General features: G+C 72.6%; 15 protein-coding genes. 8 read left to right on the forward strand and 7 right to left on the reverse strand.

Going from position 1 to position 17517, the window contains the following annotated elements; translation table 11 throughout:
- Positions 1-25: 25 nt before the first annotated feature.
- Positions 26-460, forward strand: coding sequence for a hypothetical protein (locus IE317_RS11770; RefSeq protein ID WP_191309268.1), 435 nt, complete (start codon positions 26-28; stop codon positions 458-460).
- Positions 461-544: 84 nt separating this feature from the next.
- Here IE317_RS11770 and IE317_RS11775 read toward each other — a convergent pair whose 3' ends face one another.
- Together IE317_RS11775 and folE are read right to left on the reverse strand one after the other, a co-directional pair.
- Positions 545-1750, reverse strand: a complete 1206-nt coding sequence (locus tag IE317_RS11775) for an NAD(P)/FAD-dependent oxidoreductase (RefSeq protein ID WP_229902651.1) — start codon at positions 1748-1750, stop codon at positions 545-547.
- Positions 1750-2370 (reverse strand): GTP cyclohydrolase I FolE, encoded by a 621-nt coding sequence (folE, locus tag IE317_RS11780; RefSeq protein WP_191309270.1) that lies wholly within the window; start codon positions 2368-2370, stop codon positions 1750-1752. Before folE ends, IE317_RS11775 begins: the two co-directional genes overlap by 1 nt.
- Before the next feature lie 89 nt (positions 2371-2459).
- Between folE and IE317_RS11785 the strand changes: the two genes are divergently transcribed.
- Positions 2460-3110: a helix-turn-helix transcriptional regulator gene (locus tag IE317_RS11785; RefSeq protein ID WP_191309272.1), complete on the forward strand. Its 651-nt coding sequence runs from the start codon at positions 2460-2462 to the stop codon at positions 3108-3110.
- A gap of 220 nt (positions 3111-3330) precedes the next feature.
- On the opposite strand, the gene IE317_RS11790 is transcribed toward IE317_RS11785, so the two are convergent.
- Positions 3331-4455, reverse strand: a complete 1125-nt coding sequence (locus IE317_RS11790; RefSeq protein WP_191309274.1) for a CU044_5270 family protein — start codon at positions 4453-4455, stop codon at positions 3331-3333.
- Complete coding sequence (locus IE317_RS11795) at positions 4452-5021, reverse strand: RNA polymerase sigma factor (RefSeq protein WP_191309276.1); 570 nt, start codon at positions 5019-5021, stop codon at positions 4452-4454. The genes IE317_RS11790 and IE317_RS11795 overlap by 4 nt, the downstream gene beginning before the upstream one ends.
- A gap of 104 nt (positions 5022-5125) precedes the next feature.
- Here IE317_RS11795 and IE317_RS11800 point away from each other — a divergent pair, with 104 nt between their 5' ends.
- The 3 genes from IE317_RS11800 to IE317_RS11810 all read left to right on the forward strand — a co-directional run bounded on the left by IE317_RS11800 (position 5126) and on the right by IE317_RS11810 (position 11757).
- Positions 5126-5995, forward strand: coding sequence for a hypothetical protein (locus IE317_RS11800; RefSeq protein WP_191309278.1), 870 nt, complete (start codon positions 5126-5128; stop codon positions 5993-5995).
- A gap of 80 nt (positions 5996-6075) precedes the next feature.
- Positions 6076-7119 (forward strand): LacI family DNA-binding transcriptional regulator, encoded by a 1044-nt coding sequence (locus IE317_RS11805; RefSeq protein WP_191309570.1) that lies wholly within the window; start codon positions 6076-6078, stop codon positions 7117-7119.
- Positions 7120-7653: 534 nt separating this feature from the next.
- Positions 7654-11757 carry a beta-galactosidase gene (locus IE317_RS11810; protein WP_191309280.1) on the forward strand — a complete coding sequence of 1368 codons (4104 nt, stop codon included), beginning with the start codon at positions 7654-7656 and terminating at the stop codon, positions 11755-11757.
- Here IE317_RS11810 and IE317_RS11815 read toward each other — a convergent pair.
- Positions 11738-12436 (reverse strand): DUF6008 family protein, encoded by a 699-nt coding sequence (locus tag IE317_RS11815; protein ID WP_191309282.1) that lies wholly within the window; start codon positions 12434-12436, stop codon positions 11738-11740. The two genes, IE317_RS11810 and IE317_RS11815, sit on opposite strands and share 20 nt — an antisense overlap.
- A gap of 111 nt (positions 12437-12547) precedes the next feature.
- Positions 12548-13165 (reverse strand): LysE family transporter, encoded by a 618-nt coding sequence (locus IE317_RS11820; protein ID WP_191309284.1) that lies wholly within the window; start codon positions 13163-13165, stop codon positions 12548-12550.
- A 220-nt stretch (positions 13166-13385) separates the two neighbouring features.
- Here IE317_RS11820 and IE317_RS11825 point away from each other — a divergent pair, with 220 nt between their 5' ends.
- The gene (locus IE317_RS11825) at positions 13386-14180 is read left to right on the forward strand and encodes an SDR family NAD(P)-dependent oxidoreductase (protein WP_191309286.1); all 795 of its coding nucleotides are present in this window, start codon (positions 13386-13388) and stop codon (positions 14178-14180) included.
- 6 nt (positions 14181-14186) lie between these two features.
- Here the strand turns inward: IE317_RS11825 and IE317_RS11830 are convergent, their stop codons facing one another.
- A complete protein-coding gene (locus IE317_RS11830; RefSeq protein ID WP_229902652.1) occupies positions 14187-15248 on the reverse strand; it encodes a right-handed parallel beta-helix repeat-containing protein in 1062 nt (353 codons plus the stop codon).
- Positions 15249-15536: 288 nt separating this feature from the next.
- On the opposite strand from IE317_RS11830, the gene IE317_RS11835 reads away from it, so the two are divergent.
- A complete protein-coding gene (locus IE317_RS11835; protein ID WP_191309288.1) occupies positions 15537-16460 on the forward strand; it encodes a D-alanyl-D-alanine carboxypeptidase family protein in 924 nt (307 codons plus the stop codon).
- Positions 16457-17419, forward strand: coding sequence for an endonuclease/exonuclease/phosphatase family protein (locus tag IE317_RS11840; RefSeq protein ID WP_191309291.1), 963 nt, complete (start codon positions 16457-16459; stop codon positions 17417-17419). Before IE317_RS11835 ends, IE317_RS11840 begins: the two co-directional genes overlap by 4 nt.
- Positions 17420-17517: the final 98 nt, after the last annotated feature.

The following is a 17517-nucleotide window of genomic DNA, read 5'->3' on the forward strand; positions in this document are numbered from 1 at the left end:
TGTTGTGCGCGACAGAGGGGACGACATGTGGGGGTTGTCGGGCGGGGACTATGTCACGCGGCAGATCAGGGCGCTCGCGGACGCGGTGCGCCACGAGGGGGCGGGCGGCGTCGGCACGCGCAGCTTCCAGCTGGCGGAGCACCTGGCGGCGGAGGGAGGCGTCCACCGCGGCGACATCCTGACGGCCACGGCGACGCTGCTGGCGATGACGGCGTGGTGCGACGGCGAGGTGGAGGCGGCCTGCCGGTTCGCGGAACTCGCGGGCGAGCACGACGAGGAGTCGCGCGAGCTGGTGACCCACCTGCTGCGGCTGGAGGCGGGTGCGGATCGCGGCTGGCTGCCGCGGGACCAGGCGGAGGCGCTGCTGGAGTACGCCCGCCGGGAGCGCCGGGGCGACCTGGCGCTCCGGCTCCGGACGATCGCGGGCGCCCGGCGCGGCCGGCACCGGCGGGACGACTGACCTCGCTTTCCGGCTCGTGAGTGGGAAACCGGGTTGGAACCTGTTTCCCACTCACGACCCGCGGGAGGGCGCGCTCCGGCGGCGCTAGTCCGTCAGCGGCTGCTCCGGGTCGGCGAGCCGGTCCGGGTCCACGGTCCGGCCACTGAGGATCAGCTCGCGCACCGCGTCGAGGCCCTCGTCCCACTTGTTCACGTGCAGGCCCGCGACCACCCGGCCGCCGGTCAGCCAGAACGCGTGGAACGCCTCGGCGTCGCCGCGGGTGACGACGCGGTCGTAGCCACCGGGCGGGAACCAGCCGGTGAACTCCATCCCGGCGTCGTACTGGTCCGAGAAGAAGTACGGCAGGTCGTCGTGGACCACCTCGCGGCCGAGCATCGCCAGTGCCGCCGCCGGGCCACCGTTCGTCGCCGCGGCCCAGTGCTCCACGCGGACCCGGCGGCCGTAGCGCTCCTGCCACACGCTCGCGACGTCTCCCGCCGCGAACACGTCCGGGTCTTCGGTGCGCAGGCCCGCGTCGACGAGGACGCCGTCGTCGACGGCCAGGCCCGCGTCGGCGGCCAGCTGCGTCTCGGGCCGGGCGCCGATGCCGACGACGACCACGTCGGCCGGGATCTCGCCGTCGTCGGTCAGCACCGCGGAGACCGCGGAGTCGCCCGCGAAGCCCGTCACGCCAGTGCCGAACCGCAGCTCGACGCCGTGGCGGCGGTGCAGGTCGGCGAAGTACCCGCCCAGTTCCGGCCCGAGCGTGGCGTGCAGCGGGGCCGGTCCGGGCTCGACGATCGTCACCGGGCAGCCGTGGTGGCGCGCGGCCGCGGCCGTCTCCAGCCCGACCCAGCCTGCCCCGGCCACGACGACCCGGCCCCCGGCGGCCAGCGCGTCGCGCAGCCGGTCGGCGTGCCCGAGCCGGCGCAGGTAGTGGACGCCGTCGAGGTCGTTGCCGGGCACTCGCAGCCGCCGTGGCGACGCCCCGGTCGCCAGCAGCAGCTTCGTGTACCCGAGGCGTTCGCCGCCGGCCAGTTCGACCTCGTGCGCCGCGCGGTCCAGCGCGGTGACCCGCCGGCCGGTCAGCACCTCGATGCCGTGGTCGACGTACCACTTCTCGTCGTGGACGAACACCGACGCGCGGTCGTCCTGGCCGAGCAGGTAGCCCTTCGACAGCGGCGGCCGCTCGTAGGGCAGGTCCGGTTCGGCGCCGACGACGACCACGCGCCCGCCGAACCCTTCGGCGCGCAGCGTTTCCGCGGCCTTCGCGCCGGTCAGCCCGGCGCCGGCGATGACGAAGGTGTCCATCAGGCGCTCACCCCGGAGAGAGCGAAGAACTCCTGCCGCGTCTTGGGTTCCTCCCGCAGCAGGCCGTGCAGCGACGACGTCACCGTCAGCGCGCCGGAGGCCCGCACCCCGCGCAGGGACATGCACAGGTGCTCGGCCTCGATCACGACGCCGACGCCCTTCGGGGCCAGGTGCTCCTGGAGCCAGTCCGCGACCTGCTTGGTCAGCCGCTCCTGCACCTGCAGGTCGCGCGCGAACATCTCGACGACGCGGGCGAGCTTGGACAGCCCGAGGATCCGCTCGCCGGGCAGGTAGCCGACGTGCGCGACGCCGCGGAAGGGCAGCAGGTGGTGCTCGCACAGAGACTGCACCGGGATGCTCTTCGCCAGCACGAGCTCGTCGTAGCCCTCGTCGTTGGGGAAAGTCGTCAGCTGGAAGTCACGCGGCTGCAGCATTTCCGCGTAGGCGTGGGCCACCCGCCGCGGCGTGTCGCCGAGGTGCTCCGACGACGGGTCCTTCCCGAGGGCGCGCAGCAGGTCGGCGACCGCGCGTTCGGCGGCGTGCAGGTCGACGGTGTCCCGGTCGTGGACGACGCCGAGGTGCCGCAGGGGAACCGGTGCGCTGACGGGTTCGACGGTCACGGGGAGTGCCTCCTTCTAAAATCAAGTCAGACCGACGTTAGAAGCTCCCCGGGGTTTTCGTCAACAGGAGTTTGTTTTAGAATGCGGTGATGCAGGAAACCCAGGCGCTGGCCGCGGTCGCCGCCCTCGACGAGCCGACCCGGCGCCGGTTGTACGAGTACGTGATCCGCTGCCCGGAGCCGGTCAGCCGCGACGACGTCGCCGCGGCGCTCGGCGTGCCCCGGGCGACCGTCGCCTTCCACCTCGACCGCCTGGTGGAGGGGCAGTTGCTGGCCGTCGGCCACGAGCGCCGGACCGGCCGCAGCGGCCCGGGAGCGGGCCGCCCGGCGAAGCTGTACCGGCGGTCGGACCGGCAGGTGAGCATTTCCCTGCCGGAGCGCCAGTACGAGCTGGCCGGCGGGCTGCTGGCGGCCGCGGTCGAGGAAGCCGACGAAACCGGCGGGTCACCGCGGGAGATCCTGGCGCGCCGGGCCCGCGAGCGCGGGACGGAGCTGGCCGCCGGCGGCCAGGACATCCTGAGCACGCTGGAGGAAAACGGCTTCGAGCCGCGTTCCGGGGACGGCGAGGTGTCGCTCGCGAACTGCCCGTTCCACCGGCTCGCCGAGGCGCACACGAGGCTGGTGTGCGAGATGAACCTGGGCCTGGTCGAGGGCATGCTGGCGGGGGCGGGTGAGACCGGCTTGCGGGCCCGGCTGGACCCGCAGCCGGGCTCGTGCTGCGTCCGCCTGTCAGCAGACTGAGGACAAAGGGCGCTCGCCTACAGCCTGGCCCCAAGCGCCCCAAGCGCCCCAAGCGCCCCAAGCGCCCCAAGCGCCCCAAGCGCCCCAAGCGCCCCAAGCGCCCCAAGGCGGCCTTCGGTGCGTTGAATGGGCACTGCGGAGCGAAGCGCCTCCGTTGAGGGTGGCGGCGGGGGCATGGATGGAGCAACCAAGGCCGCCTTGGGGCGCTTGAAGCCGGGTGCTACTTCGGGGGGATCTCGCCGAGCCTGCCGACCACCGCGGTCGTGATCGCGCTGGCCCCGAGCTCCGTGCCCGGCTTGAGCCACGGCTGCTCGGGCTCCGCCCCGGCGACCGTGCGCTCGCCGATGAACCCGCCGGTCGCCGGGTCGATGATCAGCTGCCGGATCTCGTGGCGGTCGTCCAGACCCAGCGCGACGCCGGTGCGGCCGTCCAGGTTCGCGGAGGCGGCCAGGACCGTGATGCCCGGGATCTTCGCCAGCGCCCGGTACCACTGCGCCCGCAGCTGCGCCGGCATCTGCCCGGCGCGGAGGATCTCGATGCCGAAGTGGAACATCACCGACGGCGTCGAGCCGCGTCCCTTCGTCAGCTGCTGCAGCTTCGCGTAGAGCGCCGCCGGGTCGTGCGGCAAGGCGGCGTAGAACGCCGGGCTGTCCCAGTCGCTCGCGTCGCCGCACTTCTTCGGCGGCTTGGCCTTCGGGAAGAAGTCGCCGCAGGGGCCCTGCCACTGGCCCCGGTCGGTGTCCGTGACCTCCGGCTCCGGGGCCTGCGCCTGCGGCACCGAACCGCCGAGGAACTTCCCGGTGCTCAGGATCCTGCGGGTCTCCTGCCAGACGTCGCGCTCGTCCGCCGGGATCCAGCGGTCGACCTCCTGCTCCCACAGGTAGGTGTAGCCGGTGCGGTCGCCCGTCTGGACGCCGCGCTGCACCCAGGTGTGCTCGGCGACGTACCGGAACTGCCCGGGCCCGACGGGCTGGTCGGCGGCGCCGACGGTCAGGTCCGCGGCCCGGGTCAGCACCTGGACCGCGGACATCAGCCGGACGTCCGGGGCGGTCGCCGTCGGGACGGACCCGGTCGATACCGGGACCGAGCCGGCCGGCGGCGCGGCGGCCGGAGCGGGCGCCGGAGCCGTCGGGCGCTGCTGGGCGAGCACGACCGTCACCGCCACCACGCCCGCCACGGCGGCCGCGACCGGCACCGCGAACCGGCGCACCCGCTTCGGGCGCAGGGGGAGGACGGTTCCGGCGTCCAGCTCGGCCAGCAGCCGGGTCCGGGCCGCGGACAGGTCGGCCGGCGCGGTGCGGGCTTCGCGGTGGAGCAGCTCGAGGGTCTCGTCGAGCTCGTTCATGACTGGTTCTCCTCGGTGGGGACGAGCAGGGCCTGGAGCCGGTGGCGCACGCGGTGCAGGCGCGAGCGCACCGTGCTGGCCGGCACCCCGAGCGCCTCGGCGACTTCGGCCGGTTCGAGACCGGCCCAGGACGTGAGCAGCAGGACGTCGCGGTCCTGTTCGGACAGTTCGGCGAGCTCGGCGGCCAGCACGCGCAGCCGCGCCGCCGCGTCGACGCGGCCGGCGACCGCGGCGTCGTGGTTCTCGGCCGGGCGGTCCCGGGCACCCGCCTTCGCGGTCAGCTGAAGCCCGCGAACCTCCTGGCGCACGTGGTTGCGCAGCAGGTTGGTGGCGATGCCGTAGAGCCAGCCGCGGATCGGCGCCTTCTCCGGGTCGTAGCTCGCCCGTCTTCGCAGCGCGACGACGAACGTCTCCGCCACGAGGTCGTCGGCGGCGTGCACGCCCACCCGGCCCGCGAGGTAGCCGCGCAGGGGAGGGGCGTACTCGTCGAAGAGCCGCGCGAAGATCTCCTTCGGATCCCGCGTGGCGAGGTCGGGCCGGTCCAGCCGTTCGACGATTCTGGTCACGGTACTGGTTGTCGCGGTCCGGCGCCCGCGTCCCCGCTCACCCGTCCGGATGAGACGCAGACCACATCCGGGAACGGTTCCAGGCTCGGCGGACAAGAGCCGGTATGGACCGACGGAACGCGATGCTGCTCGCCGGGACGGCCGCCGCCGCGGTGGTGGCGATGCTGACGACGGCCGCCGTGGTGCGACCGCTGGGCCCTCCGGAGGCGCGGCTCACCGCGCCACCGGCTTTGACGACGAGCGTGGCGACGACGGCGACCGCGGCCCCGCCCGAGGACGCCGGGCAAGGAGTGCCCACCGCCGCAGAGCTCGCCGGCCTCGTGCCCGGCGAGCTCAGCGTGCTCGTCCACGACCGCCGGACCGGCCGGGACCTCGTTTCCCACCGGCCGGACGCCGCCTACCCGGCGGCGTCGCTGGTCAAGCTGCTCATCGCGCTCGAAGCGCTGCGACGGGGCGAGCCGGCGGGCGTGGTCGCGGAGCTGCTTTCCCGCAGCGACGACGAGGTCGCCGGACGGCTGTGGACGAAGCTGGGCGGCCCCGCGATCGTCACCGGCTGGGCGGCCCGGATCGGCCTGACCTCGACCCGCCCGCCCGAAGATCCCGGCAAGTGGGGCGGCACCGTCGTGACCGCCGCCGACGTGGCGCGGGTCTACCGGTACCTCCTCGACACCGCGCCCGCCGCGACCCGGCAGATCGTGCTGCGGGCCCTCGGCAACGCCGCGCCCCGCAGCTCGGACGGCTCCGACCAGCTCTACGGCATCGCGGCCGCGGTCACCGCCACCGGCCGGGCGGTGAACCAGGGCTGGTCCTGCTGCGACCCGGACCGGCACCTGCACACGAGCGGGGTGGTCGGTGACGGCCGGTTCGTCGTCGTCGTGCTGACCGCCCAGCCGGCCGGCACGAGCCGGGCGAGCGCCGCCCAGCGCGTCACCGCGGTGGTGAAAGCGCTCTCTGGTGCCTTCGGATGGTCCTGATCCGGCGCGGGACGTCCGGATACCGCCGATTCGGCGGTACCGTCTCGGGGGTGAGACGGTACGACGTGGAGGGGGCCAGGGTGGTGGACCGGGCGAAGCCGGGGGAGCAGACGAGGACTCCCCTGCCGGGGCCGCGACAGCCGAGCCTGGCCGACGTCGCCGGTATGGCCGGCGTCTCGCACATGACCGTTTCGCGCGTGGTCAACGAGAGCGGGCCGGTGCGCCCGGAGACCCGCGAGCGGGTTCTCGCCGCCGTGCAGAAGCTCGGCTACCGGCCCAACACGGCCGCGCGGGCGCTGGTCACCGGCCGGTCCGGCACCCTCGGCGTGGTCGCGCTCGAGTCCAATCTCTACGGACCGGCGAGCACGCTCTACGGCATCGAGAACGCGGCCCGCGAGGCCGGGTACGGCGTCGCGATCTGCAGCGTGACGCGGCCGGGCCGGACGTCGATCGGTGACGCGGTGGAGAGCCTGCGGCGCCAGGCGGTGGAGGGGATCGTCGTGATCGCCCCGCACGTCACGGCCGGGCGCGCGCTGGCGGCGGCCCCCGCGGACATCCCCCTGGTCGCGGTCGGCGGCGGCGAGGCGGCCCCGGTGCCGGTGATCTCGGTCGACCAGTACGACGGCGCCCGCCTCGCCACCGAGCACCTGCTGTCCCTGGGCCACCGGACGGTCTGGCACCTGGCCGGACCGGAAGACTGGCTGGAGGCCCGGGACCGGGAGCGCGGCTGGCGCGAGACGTTGGAACGGCGAGGGTTGCGGGTGCCCGCGGTGGTGCGGGGTGACTGGAGCCCGCGGTCGGGGTATGAGGCCGGGCGGGCGCTGGTGGGCAAGCGGGGGCTGAAGGCCGTTTTTTCGGCGAACGACCAGATGGCGCTGGGGTTGTTGCGGGCGTTCACCGAGGCGGGGATCCGGGTGCCGGAGGACGTGCAGGTCGCCGGGTTCGATGATGTGCCGGAGGCGGAGTACTTCACGCCGCCGTTGACGACGGTGCGGCAGGACTTCATCGAGGTGGGGCGGAGGACGTTCGGGTTGCTCGAGGAGCGGATGGCCGGTGGGGATGCCGGGGCTCGGCATCTTGTGGCGGCGGAGCTGGTTTTGCGGGAGAGCACCCGGGCTCGGTGATCGGGCGGTCGGGCTGACCGGCGGGTCGGTTTGGGCCGTTCGTGCCGGGCTGGGGTTGAGCTGCTTGTGGTGGGGGTGGTGCGCCGTCTGTGTCGGTGGGTTGAGCTGCTTGCGCCCCGCTGCTTGTGATGGCGTGTTTTCGCCACCCCGATGCCCGATTGTGAGTACGGCCGGCGGCATCATGTCAAGGCGGGAAAGCGTGCCTTGACATGATGCCGCCGGCCATGTTGGGGCTTCGGATCGGGGTTGCGGGGGGTTTGGGTCCCGCCTTGGCTTTCCGATTTGGAGGCTGCCGGGCTCTGGTGAGGCTTCCGGTTTGGGGGGCTGCCGGGCCTTGTTGAGGGCTTCCGGTTCGGGGGCTGCCGGGGTTTGCTGTGGCTGGCCGTTTCGCGCGGTGGTTTCCCTTTCGCCCGAATGATGTTAACGCTAACAAGCCCACCGCACTGATCCATTGCGGTGTTGTATCTTGACCACTTCTGTGCGGTCGGCAAAGGTTTGTGTTCGATTGTGGTCCCCGCCGCTCAGGAGGCTCGCGTGCGCGCCGTCCGTCGTCGTTGCCGGTTGCTGTTCACCGTTCTGCTCTGCGCCCTGCTTGCCTTGGCCGGCGTTGCCGGCCCGGCGGCGCACGCCGCCCCGGTGGGGCGGCCCGCCCACGCCGTCACCTATGACGGCTACTCCTTCCTCGTCGACGGGAAGCGCACCTACCTGTGGTCCGGGGAGTTCCACTCCTACCGGCTCCCCAGCCCGGACCTGTGGCTCGACATCTTCCAGAAGATGAAGGCCGCCGGGTTCAACGCGACCTCGCTGTACTTCGACTGGGGCTACCACTCGCCGAAGCAGGGCGTCTACGACTTCAGCGGCGTCCGGGACCTCGACAGGCTGCTCGACATGGCGCAGCAAGCCGGCCTGTACGTCATCGCGCGGCCCGGGCCCTACATCAACGCCGAGGTCGATGGTGGTGGGTTTCCGACCTGGCTGTCCACCACTCCGGGCCACACCCGCAGCGCCGATCCCGTGTACCTGCGGTACTCCGACGAGTGGCAGACGCAGATCGACCGAATCATCGCCCGCCACCAGCTCACCAACGGCACCGGCGGCGTGCTCGCCTACCAGGTCGAAAACGAGTACTACAACGGCAACGCCGACGGCCGCGCCTACATGCAGCACCTCGAAGACAAGGCCCGGGCCGACGGCATCACCGTGCCGCTGGTCGGGAACAACAACGGCACCTTCAACTCCGGCGCCGCCGCGCTCGACGTCGATGCCGCCGACTCCTACCCGCAGGGCTTCGACTGCTCGAACCCCACGCGGTGGAACGGTGTGCCGGACATCAGCTACGACCACGTGCCCGGCAAGCCGCTGATCACCGCCGAGTTCCAGGGGGGTGCCTTCGACCCGTGGGGCGGCCCCGGCTACGAAAAGTGTGCCCAGCTGATCAACGACCAGTTCGCGAACGTCTTCTACAAGCAGAACATCGCCGTCGGCGCCACCGGGCAGAGCTTCTACATGCTGCACGGCGGCACTTCGTGGGGGTGGAGCGCGATCCCGCAGAACTACACCTCCTACGACTACGGCGCCGCGATCACCGAAGGGCGCCAGTTCGACCCGAAGTACAACGAAGACAAGCTGATCGGCTACTTCACCCAGTCCGTCGCCCCGCTCACCAAGACCGACGGTCTCGCACAAGCGCCGCTGAGCGATCCGGCGCTCACCGACACCGCGCGGATCAACCCCGACACCCGCACGCAGTTCCACACCCTGCGGCACAGCGACTCGACGTCCACCGCCACGAACACCACCAGCGTCGCGCTCGATCTGGCCGCGCACGCCGGCTACACCTACGACGACCGCGCCACCGAGGTCGGCTACACCGGCACCTGGAGCCACGTCGGCCCCGAGGTCAACTACACCGGCGGGGACTACCAGCACACCGAGTCGTTTTCGAACGTCACCGGGGACAGCGTCAGCATCCCCTTCACCGGCACCGGAATCCGCTGGGTGACGTCGAAGGACCCGAGTCACGGCGTCGCCGACGTCTACCTCGACGACACGAAGGTCTCCTCGGTCGACCTCTACGCGGCGGGCAAGCAGAACCAGGTCACCGGCTACGAGGTCCGCGACCTCCCCGCCGGGCCGCACACGCTGAAGATCGTCGTCACCGGGCAGAAGAACGCCCAAGCCACCGGGCCGTACGTCGTGGTGGACGCGGTCGACCTGCTCTCGGGCAGCTCCGACTACTACCCGGTCGTGCCGCAGCAGCCCGGCACCGGCATCACGCTGAACGGACGGCAGTCGAAGATCCTCGTCGCCGGCTACGACCTCGGCGCCACGCGGATGCAGTACTCGACGTCGGAGATCATGACCAGCGCCACCATCGGCAACCGGGACGTCGCGGTGCTCTACGGCGACCAGGGCGGGCCGGGGGAAACCGTGCTCCGATTCGCGAAGCAGCCGTCGGTGCAGGTCCTCGGCGGCGCCGCGACGTCCACTTGGGACGCCGCCCGCGGCGACCTGCGGCTGAACTACACCCACGACGGCCTCACGCGCGTGCTCGTCACCGCGCCCGGCGCGCGCCCGCTGCTCCTGCTGCTGGCCGACAAGGCGACGGCGGCGACGTTCTGGCGCCAGGACACCCCTTCGGGCCCGGTCCTCGTCCGCGGCACCCACCTGGTCCGGACCGCGACCGAACAGTACGGCCTGCTGTCGCTGACCGGCGACACCGGCACCGACGGCGGTTTCGAGGTCTTCAGCACGGCGAAAGCCGTGCTGTGGAACGGATCCTGGGTGCCGGTGAAGCCGACGTCCAGCGGCAGCCTCACCGGAACGGCGCCGACCGCCAAAGCCGTGACACTGCCCGCCCTCACCGGCTGGAAGCACCAGCAGGAGTCCCCGGAGAGCCGGCCGGCCTTCGACGACTCGGCCTGGCCCGTGGCGGACAAGGACACCACCAACAGCTCGACGGCGCTCGGGACGAAACCCGTCCTGTTCGCCGACGACTACGGCTTCCACACCGGCAACACGTGGTACCGCGGCCACTTCACCGGCGACGGCAAGCAGACCGGGATCACGCTGTCGAGCCAGAGCGGGGGCCCGGCGGGCGCGTTCTCGGCGTGGCTCAACGGCGTCTTCCTCGGCAGCTCGACCAGCCCGCAGCACACGTTCACCTTCCCCGCCGGGTCGCTGCACCAGGGCGACAACGAAATTTCCGTGCTGACCGTGAACATGGGGCACGAGGAGGACTATGGCGCCAGCAACGGCAACAAGGCCGCCCGCGGGCTCACCGCGGCCCGGCTGACGGGCACCCCGCTGACGTCGGTGACCTGGCGGCTGCAGGGCGTCCGCGGCGGCGAGACCGGCCTGGACCCGGTGCGCGGGCCGCTCAACACCGGCGGGCTCTACGGCGAGCGCGCGGGCTGGTCGCTGCCCGGGTTCCCGGACCGGGGCTGGGCACCGGCGTCGCTCCCGGCGAAGGACACCACCCCCGGCGTTTCGTGGTACCGCACGACGGCGGACCTCGACCTGCCGCGCGGCCAGGACACCTCGCTCGGCCTGACCATCACCGACGACCCGGCGCGGCAGTACCGCGCGCTGATCTTCGTCAACGGCTGGCAGCTCGGCCAGTACGTCAACTACCTGGGCCCGCAGCACAGCTTCCCGATCCCGAACGGCATCTTGAACCCGAACGGGCGCAACACGATCGCCGTCGCGGTGTGGAACCTCGACGGCGGCACCGGCGGCCTCGGCTCGATCGCCTGGACGAACTACGGCAGCTACCGCTCGCCGCTGACCGTCCGGCAGAACGCGTCGCCCGGCTACGACCCCGCGCGGTACGCGATGCCGCCGGCGCCCACGGCCGGGGTGGCGCTGACCGCGCCGGACACCGCGTCCGCGGGGCAGCCGTTCACCGCGTCGGCGACCGTGGCCGTCCCGGCGGGTGCGCCGCCGGCGTTCGACGTCCGGCCGTCGCTCACCGCCCCGGCCGGGTGGACGGCCGGTGCCGCGTCGCCGCCTTCGGTGCCGCGGATCGACGGCGGGAAGTCGGCCACGTTCACCTGGACCGTGACTCCTCCCGCCACTGTGGGCACGGCCGCGCTGAAGGTCGCGGTGGCCTATCGGCAGGCGGGGCGCCCGGGCTCGGTGACCGGGGAACGGATCGTGGGGGCTGTTCCCGCGGCACCGCCCGCCGGGCAGGTGGCCGTGAGCTCCCTGCCGTTCCTCACCGCCACGAACGGCTGGGGCCCGGTCGAACGCGACACGAGCAACGGCGAAGCGAGCGCGGGTGACGGCAAGCCGATGACCATCGGCGGGGTGGCCTACGCCAAGGGGCTCGGCGTCCACGCGGCCAGTGACGTCCAGCTCTACCTGGCGGGCACCTGCACCCGGCTGACGGCTTCGGTGGGCGTCGACGGCGAAACCGGCACGGGCGGCAGCGTGAGCTTCAGCGTCTCGGCCGACGGCGTGACCAAGGTGACGACGCCGGTGGTGCGTGGTGGCCAGGCGGCGATCCCGGTCGACGTCGACGTCACCGGGGCCCAGGTCCTCGACCTGGTGGTGTCCGACGGCGGCGACGGCAACGGGCAGGACCACGCGGACTGGGCGGTGCCGACGCTGACCTGCGTCACGCCGCCCGCCCGGTGACCGCGGGCAGCGGCCGGAGCACGAAGCCGGCGCGGATCTCCCGGCGTTCGCGCCACAGGTGGTACAGCGCGAGCCCGAAGATGACCGAGCCGACGACGTTCGCGGTGAAGTGCCACCAGACGCGGTAGGTCGTCAGCCCCGGGCCCGGGTCCACGAGACCGAAGAACGTGGACAGCCCGATCGCCCGGGGCGCGCCGAGCCCGACCGACAGCGTCAGGACCAGGTGCTCCAGCCCGTGCAGGCCCTGCATCCAGACGCCCATCCTCGCCCAGCGGCGGGTGCGGGTGCCCGCGGCCCGGCGGGTGATCACCATGACGCCCGCCAGGCCGGCCAGGAAGAGGAAGTTGCCGGTCAGGTGCAGCAGCTCCATGCCGAACGCCGGCCGTCCGGGCAGGATCTGCTGCAGGCCGCTCGCCAGGCCGGTGCCCCACGGCGTCATCCAGGCCGAGGCGTTCGGGTGGCCCAGCCAGTACCCGGCCTGGGCGACGTGCTCCTGGACGTGCCCGAGCTGCCCGAGGACGCCGAAGCCGATCACCGCCACCGCGCCGCGGAACACCCACGGCCGGACCGGACCGCGGCCGGCGCGGGCCAGCACGCCGACCGCCGTCCACATGGCCAGCGCCCAGAGCACCAGCAGCACCGCGCCCGCGGTGTCCCACCCCGACATCGGCATCGCCATGGCCGCCTCCCGTGTCCGTCCCTTCGACGCTAACCGGGGGCCGGGCGGCCGGACGTCTTCCCGCGTGCGCCCGGAAACCGGACAAACCCTTGCAGGACAACGGTTGTGGCCTCACGGGAGGACAAGCCGGACGGCGAGCGCGGTGATCACCGCGCTCGACACGAGCGCCGTCACCAGCCGGCCCCGCCGCCCGGTGAGGACCCGGCCGAGCAGGGCCCCGCCGCCGGCGAGCGCGGCTTGCCAGCTCGCCGACGCGGCGAACGCGGCGAGCACGAACACCGCCTGGTCGAGCCCGGGGACGTCCGCGCCGGCGCGGTCCCCGACCACCAGCGCGGTGAAGTAGACGACCGTGGCCGGATTGACGAGGGTGATGCCGAGCAGGCTGACGTAGGCGCGGCCGGGCGCGAGCGGGGTCACCGGCCGGGTGGCGGGCACGCGGTGGGATCGCAGCGCGCGAACGGCGCCAAGCGTCGCGAGGGCGATCAGGATCGCCGCCGAGATCAGCCGCAGCGGCCCGGCGAACGGGGTGATCACGCCCGCGATCGCGGCGCCGCCCAGCACGGCGACCAGCGCGTACACCCCGTCGGCCGTCGCGACGCCGAGAGCCGCGGCCAAGCCGGTCCGGAGGGAGCTGCGGGCGGTGAGGGCCACCAGGTACGTCCCCACCGCGCCGACCGGGATCGCGATGCCGTAGCCGGCGACCAGGCCGGCGAGCAGCGCGGCGCTCACGGCGCCGAGGTGATCGACCTCCGCGGACGGCACGGCTGCTGCTGGACCGGCGCGGTGGTGGCGGCGACGGTCGGCAGGAGCGGGGTGGGTTGCGTGGTCATGCGCAGATCGTGGCCACCACCCGGTGGGCGGGGCAACCGGGTTTTCCAGCGGGTGGGCTCCGCCGGGCTGTGCTTGAATCGGCTCCGGGGAGGCACGCGAGCGAGAGAGGGCTTTCACGATGCGGGTCGACCTGAGCGGGAAGACGGCACTGGTCACCGGATCCACCCAGGGCATCGGCGCGGCGATCGCGACCGGCCTGGCCGCGGCGGGCGCGCGCGTCGCGATCAACGGCCGCAGCGAAACCGGCGTCCACAAGGCCATCGCCCGGCTGCGGGAGGAGGTGCCGGAGGCGGACTTCCTGCCGGCCCCGGGCGACGTCTCCGAGGAGGCCGGCGCGGCCCAGGTGGTCGAGGAGGTGCCGGACGCCGACATCCTGGTCAACAACCTCGGCATCTTCGGCGCCCAGGAGCCCCTCGACATCACCGACGCCGACTGGCGGCACTACTTCGAGGTCAACGTCCTGGCCGCGGTGCGCCTGACCCGCGCCTACCTGCCGGGCATGGCCGACCGCGGCTGGGGCCGGATCCAGTACATCGCCAGCGATTCCGCGATCGTCATCCCGGCCGAGATGATCCACTACGGCGTGTCGAAGACGGCGCTGCTCGGGGTGTCCCGCGGGTTCGCCAAGCACGCGGCCGGCACCGGCGTCACGGTCAACGCGGTGATCGCCGGCCCCACCCACACCGGCGGTGTCGAGGACTTCGTCTACGAGCTGGTGGACAAGGACCTGCCGTGGGACGAGGCCCAGCGCGAGTTCATGAAGCAGCACCGCCCGCAATCGCTGCTGCAGCGGCTGATCGAGCCGGAGGAGATCGCGCACCTGGTGGTGTACCTCAGTTCCCCGTTCGCCTCGGCGACCACCGGCGCGGCGGTGCGGGTGGACGGCGGGTACGTCGACGCGATCGTGCCCTGAGGCCGCTCACGGCGTGACGGGGATGTTCGCCAGGCCCGACCGGGCGTTCGTGACGGTGTTCGACGCGGACACGACGTTGGGGTTGGCCTTGCACTTCGAGACGGAGCTGATCTTGATCGCATAGGCGCCCACGCCGCCGAGGTCGGACTTGTTGCCGCGCCAGACGTTGCCGCAGCCGTTGTCGAACGACGGGCTCGTGCTCGGGTTGTGCGTCTCGTAGCCGTTGGCGAACGTGCCGGGCGGGGCGAAGGTGCCGGTGTTGCCTTCGATCGTGTAGCCGGTGCCCTTGACGTCGATCCAGGAGTCCGCCGAGTTCTGGCCGGAGATGCCGCGGCCGTCGAAGGTGTTGCCACCGATGTATCCAGCCGCCGTGCCTTCCTTGACGTCGATCGGCTCGGCGGCGATGAACGGGCCGAGGTGGTTGTCCAGCACCTGGATCCGGTCGCTGCGGTCGGCGCCGCCGGAGTTGCCGTGGCAGCCCCAGTTCGAGCCGGCCGAGCTGAGATAGACGCCTTCGCCGTAGCCAGGCTGCACCTGGCCTGTGTAGCTGATCGAGGAGTTCTTCAGCACGCTGTCGGCCGATGAGCGGCGGAAGTGCACTGCCTCCTCGTCGATGTGGTGGACGGTGACGCCGTCGATGGTGGTGTGCGGGGAGTTGTCCGCGACGATGCCCTTTTTGGACTCCCGCACGGTGAAGCCGCGCAGGGTCCAGTAGGGCGCGTTGGCGAGCCACAGGCCGTAACCGGAATCCCAGCCTGCGGTCGGCACCGGGCAGTCGGGGGCGTCGCCGGCGGGACCGTCGTTGATCAGGACGGCGTCCGCTGGGCCGGACAGGGTGATCGGCTTGGCCGCGGTGCCGGGATTCGTGGTGACGAAGGAGCCGTGGTAGGTGCCGGCGGCGAGCCGGATCGCCTGCCCCGGGATGGCGCCCGCCAGGGCGGCCTGGAGCTGGGTGGCCGTGGCGACGACGACGTCGGCCGCGCCGGCCGGCGCGGGCAGCGTGAGCGTGGCGGAAATGCTTGCGGTGACGAGGAAAACGGCGCGAAAGAGCGACTTTCGAGCGGACACCGATGGCCTCCGGAAAGCGACTGCGGAGGTGTTGCGGCGGACACCCGGACTTTTCCTTTATAGGGCAGCGGCCCAGGGGGAGTCAACAGGATGAACATTGATCACGCATGTGAACGCCGAAAGTCAGTCGGACGGATGGCACCCTGAGAAAGTTCCTTCGGCGTTGAGACGAAAACGGGACATTTCTGGTTCAGACCTGTCGAACAGCCCCGACGAACCCGCGATCTTCTCCGGACAGAGTGACCGGTGTGCGCTGCCCCGAGCGCACCCCGCACCCGGAGGAGACCGATGGCTCCCACCCGCATCCCGCCCGTCACCGCGGGGATCGCCGCCGCGGTGGCCGTTGTGCTCGCCGCCGCGTGCTGGGTCTTCTTCCCGCCCGAGACCGCCGGGCGCGCCCTCGCCGGCCGGCCGGACGTCGACCTCCCGCTGCCGTGGCCCGCCGAAGGGCAGTCCAGCGCCGAGGTGCAGAACCTTGGCTCGCTCGGCAGCCGCGGTGAGCGGGGGCCGGTCCCGATCGCCAGCGTCACGAAGGTCATGACGGCCTACGTCGTGCTCAAGGACCACCCTCTCGGTCCCGACGAGGCCGGGCCGGAGATCACTGTCGACGAGCAGGCCGAAGCCGAGTCGGCCTCGGCCGAGGAGTCGAGCGCGCCGGTCCGCGCCGGGCGCCGGTTCAGCGAACGTGACCTGCTCGCCCTGATGCTCGTCCCGTCCGGGAACAACGTCGCCCGCCTGCTCGCCCGGTGGGACGCCGGCAGCCAGGATGCCTTCGTCGCGAAGATGAACCGCGAGGCGGCGGCGCTCGGCATGACCAGCACCACCTACACCGGTGCCAGCGGCGTCGAGGACTCGACCACGAGCACCGCCTCCGACCAGCTCCGGCTGGCCCGCGAGGTGATGCGGAACCCGGTGATCCGCGCGATCGTCGCCACCCCGAGCCTGCGGATCGACGGTGTGCCGGGCGCGGTCGTCAACACGAACACCCTGCTCGGCCGCGACGGGGTGATCGGGCTGAAGACCGGCTCGTCGACCGCCGCCGGGGGTGCCCTGATGTGGGCCGCGCGAGCCGGCAACGGCGCGTTGATCCTCGGCGTCGTCCTGCACCAGAGCCCGGGCGGGACCCCGGCCGCCGGGCTGCGGGCCGCGCTCGACACCAGCGAAAAGCTCATCGCCGCGATCCAGCGCGAGCTGCCGGCGGCCACGCGATGACCGCGACCACCGAACGGCCGGCCGCCCCGGCCTGCCGGGCCTGGACGTGGCGGCGGGGCCGCGTCCTCGCGGCGTTCGCCGTCCTGACGGCGCTGCTGCTGCTCGCGCACCCGCTGGTGCCGAACCAAGTGGGCAACGCGGGCAGCCTCCTGGAGACGTTCCTGCCCTGGACCGGCCTGCTCGTCGTGCCGCTGCTGGCCGTGGCGCTGGTCCGGCGCTCGGCGCTCGCCCTCGTCTCCCTCCTGCTGCCGGCGCTGGTCTGGGGCGGGTTCTTCGGCGGCAGGCTGTTCGACAAGCGCGGGCACGGCGGGGACCTGACGGTCGCCTCGCACAACGTGAACGACGAGAACCCGGACCCGGCGGGCACCGCGCGCGCCCTGGCTGCCGCGGGTGCGCAGGTGATCGCGCTCGAGGAGCTGAAGAAGTCCGAGATCCCGAAGTACGAGAACGCCCTCGCCGCGGCGTACCCGTACCACTCCGTGCAGGGGACCGTCGGGGTCTGGAGCACCTTTCCGCTGCGGGACACGCGGCCGGTGGCGATCATGCCGTGGACCCGCGCGCTGCAGACCACAGTGGACACTCCGAAGGGGCCGGTGGCGGTGTTCGTGGCGCACCTGCCTTCGGTGCGCGTGCGCCTCGACGCCGGGTTCACCGCGGTCGGCCGGGACGAGGCCATGAACCTGCTGGCCGGTGCCATCGCCGCGGAATCCGCGCCGCGGACGGTGCTCGTCGGCGATTTCAACGGCACCGCCGACGACCGCGCGCTCGCGCCGATCACCACGCGGCTGCAGAACGCGCAGGACGAAGCCGGCGACGGTTTCGGCTTCACCTGGCCCGCCGGGCTGCCCCTGGCCCGGATCGACCAGGTCTTCGTGTCGGGGGTGCGCACGGTGGCGGCCTGGACGTTGCCGGCGACCGGCAGCGATCACCTCCCCGTCGCCGCCACGGTGGCGTTCTGACCCCGGGAGCCGGGCCCGCCGGCAGTGTGTGGTAGACGCCCCGCAGGACCCGCGAACATGCCGTTGAACACCGGGCCGTGCTGACGGGCGGTGAATTT

The organism is Amycolatopsis bullii (assembly GCF_014654205.1).
GTDB lineage: Bacteria > Actinomycetota > Actinomycetes > Mycobacteriales > Pseudonocardiaceae > Amycolatopsis > Amycolatopsis plumensis.

What these genes read in the sequence shown, in the direction of transcription:
- IE317_RS11825 (WP_191309286.1), top strand. Translation starts at nt 13,386, where the DNA reads ATGCGGGTCGACCTGAGCGGGAAGACGGCACTGGTCACCGGATCCACC.
- IE317_RS11800 (WP_191309278.1), top strand. Translation starts at nt 5,126, where the DNA reads ATGGACCGACGGAACGCGATGCTGCTCGCCGGGACGGCCGCCGCCGCG.
- IE317_RS11785 (WP_191309272.1), top strand. Translation starts at nt 2,460, where the DNA reads ATGCAGGAAACCCAGGCGCTGGCCGCGGTCGCCGCCCTCGACGAGCCG.
- IE317_RS11775 (WP_229902651.1), bottom strand. Translation starts at nt 1,750, where the DNA reads ATGGACACCTTCGTCATCGCCGGCGCCGGGCTGACCGGCGCGAAGGCC.
- IE317_RS11840 (WP_191309291.1), top strand. Translation starts at nt 16,457, where the DNA reads ATGACCGCGACCACCGAACGGCCGGCCGCCCCGGCCTGCCGGGCCTGG.
- IE317_RS11770 (WP_191309268.1), top strand. Translation starts at nt 26, where the DNA reads ATGTGGGGGTTGTCGGGCGGGGACTATGTCACGCGGCAGATCAGGGCG.
- IE317_RS11835 (WP_191309288.1), top strand. Translation starts at nt 15,537, where the DNA reads ATGGCTCCCACCCGCATCCCGCCCGTCACCGCGGGGATCGCCGCCGCG.
- IE317_RS11815 (WP_191309282.1), bottom strand. Translation starts at nt 12,436, where the DNA reads ATGGCGATGCCGATGTCGGGGTGGGACACCGCGGGCGCGGTGCTGCTG.
- IE317_RS11790 (WP_191309274.1), bottom strand. Translation starts at nt 4,455, where the DNA reads ATGAACGAGCTCGACGAGACCCTCGAGCTGCTCCACCGCGAAGCCCGC.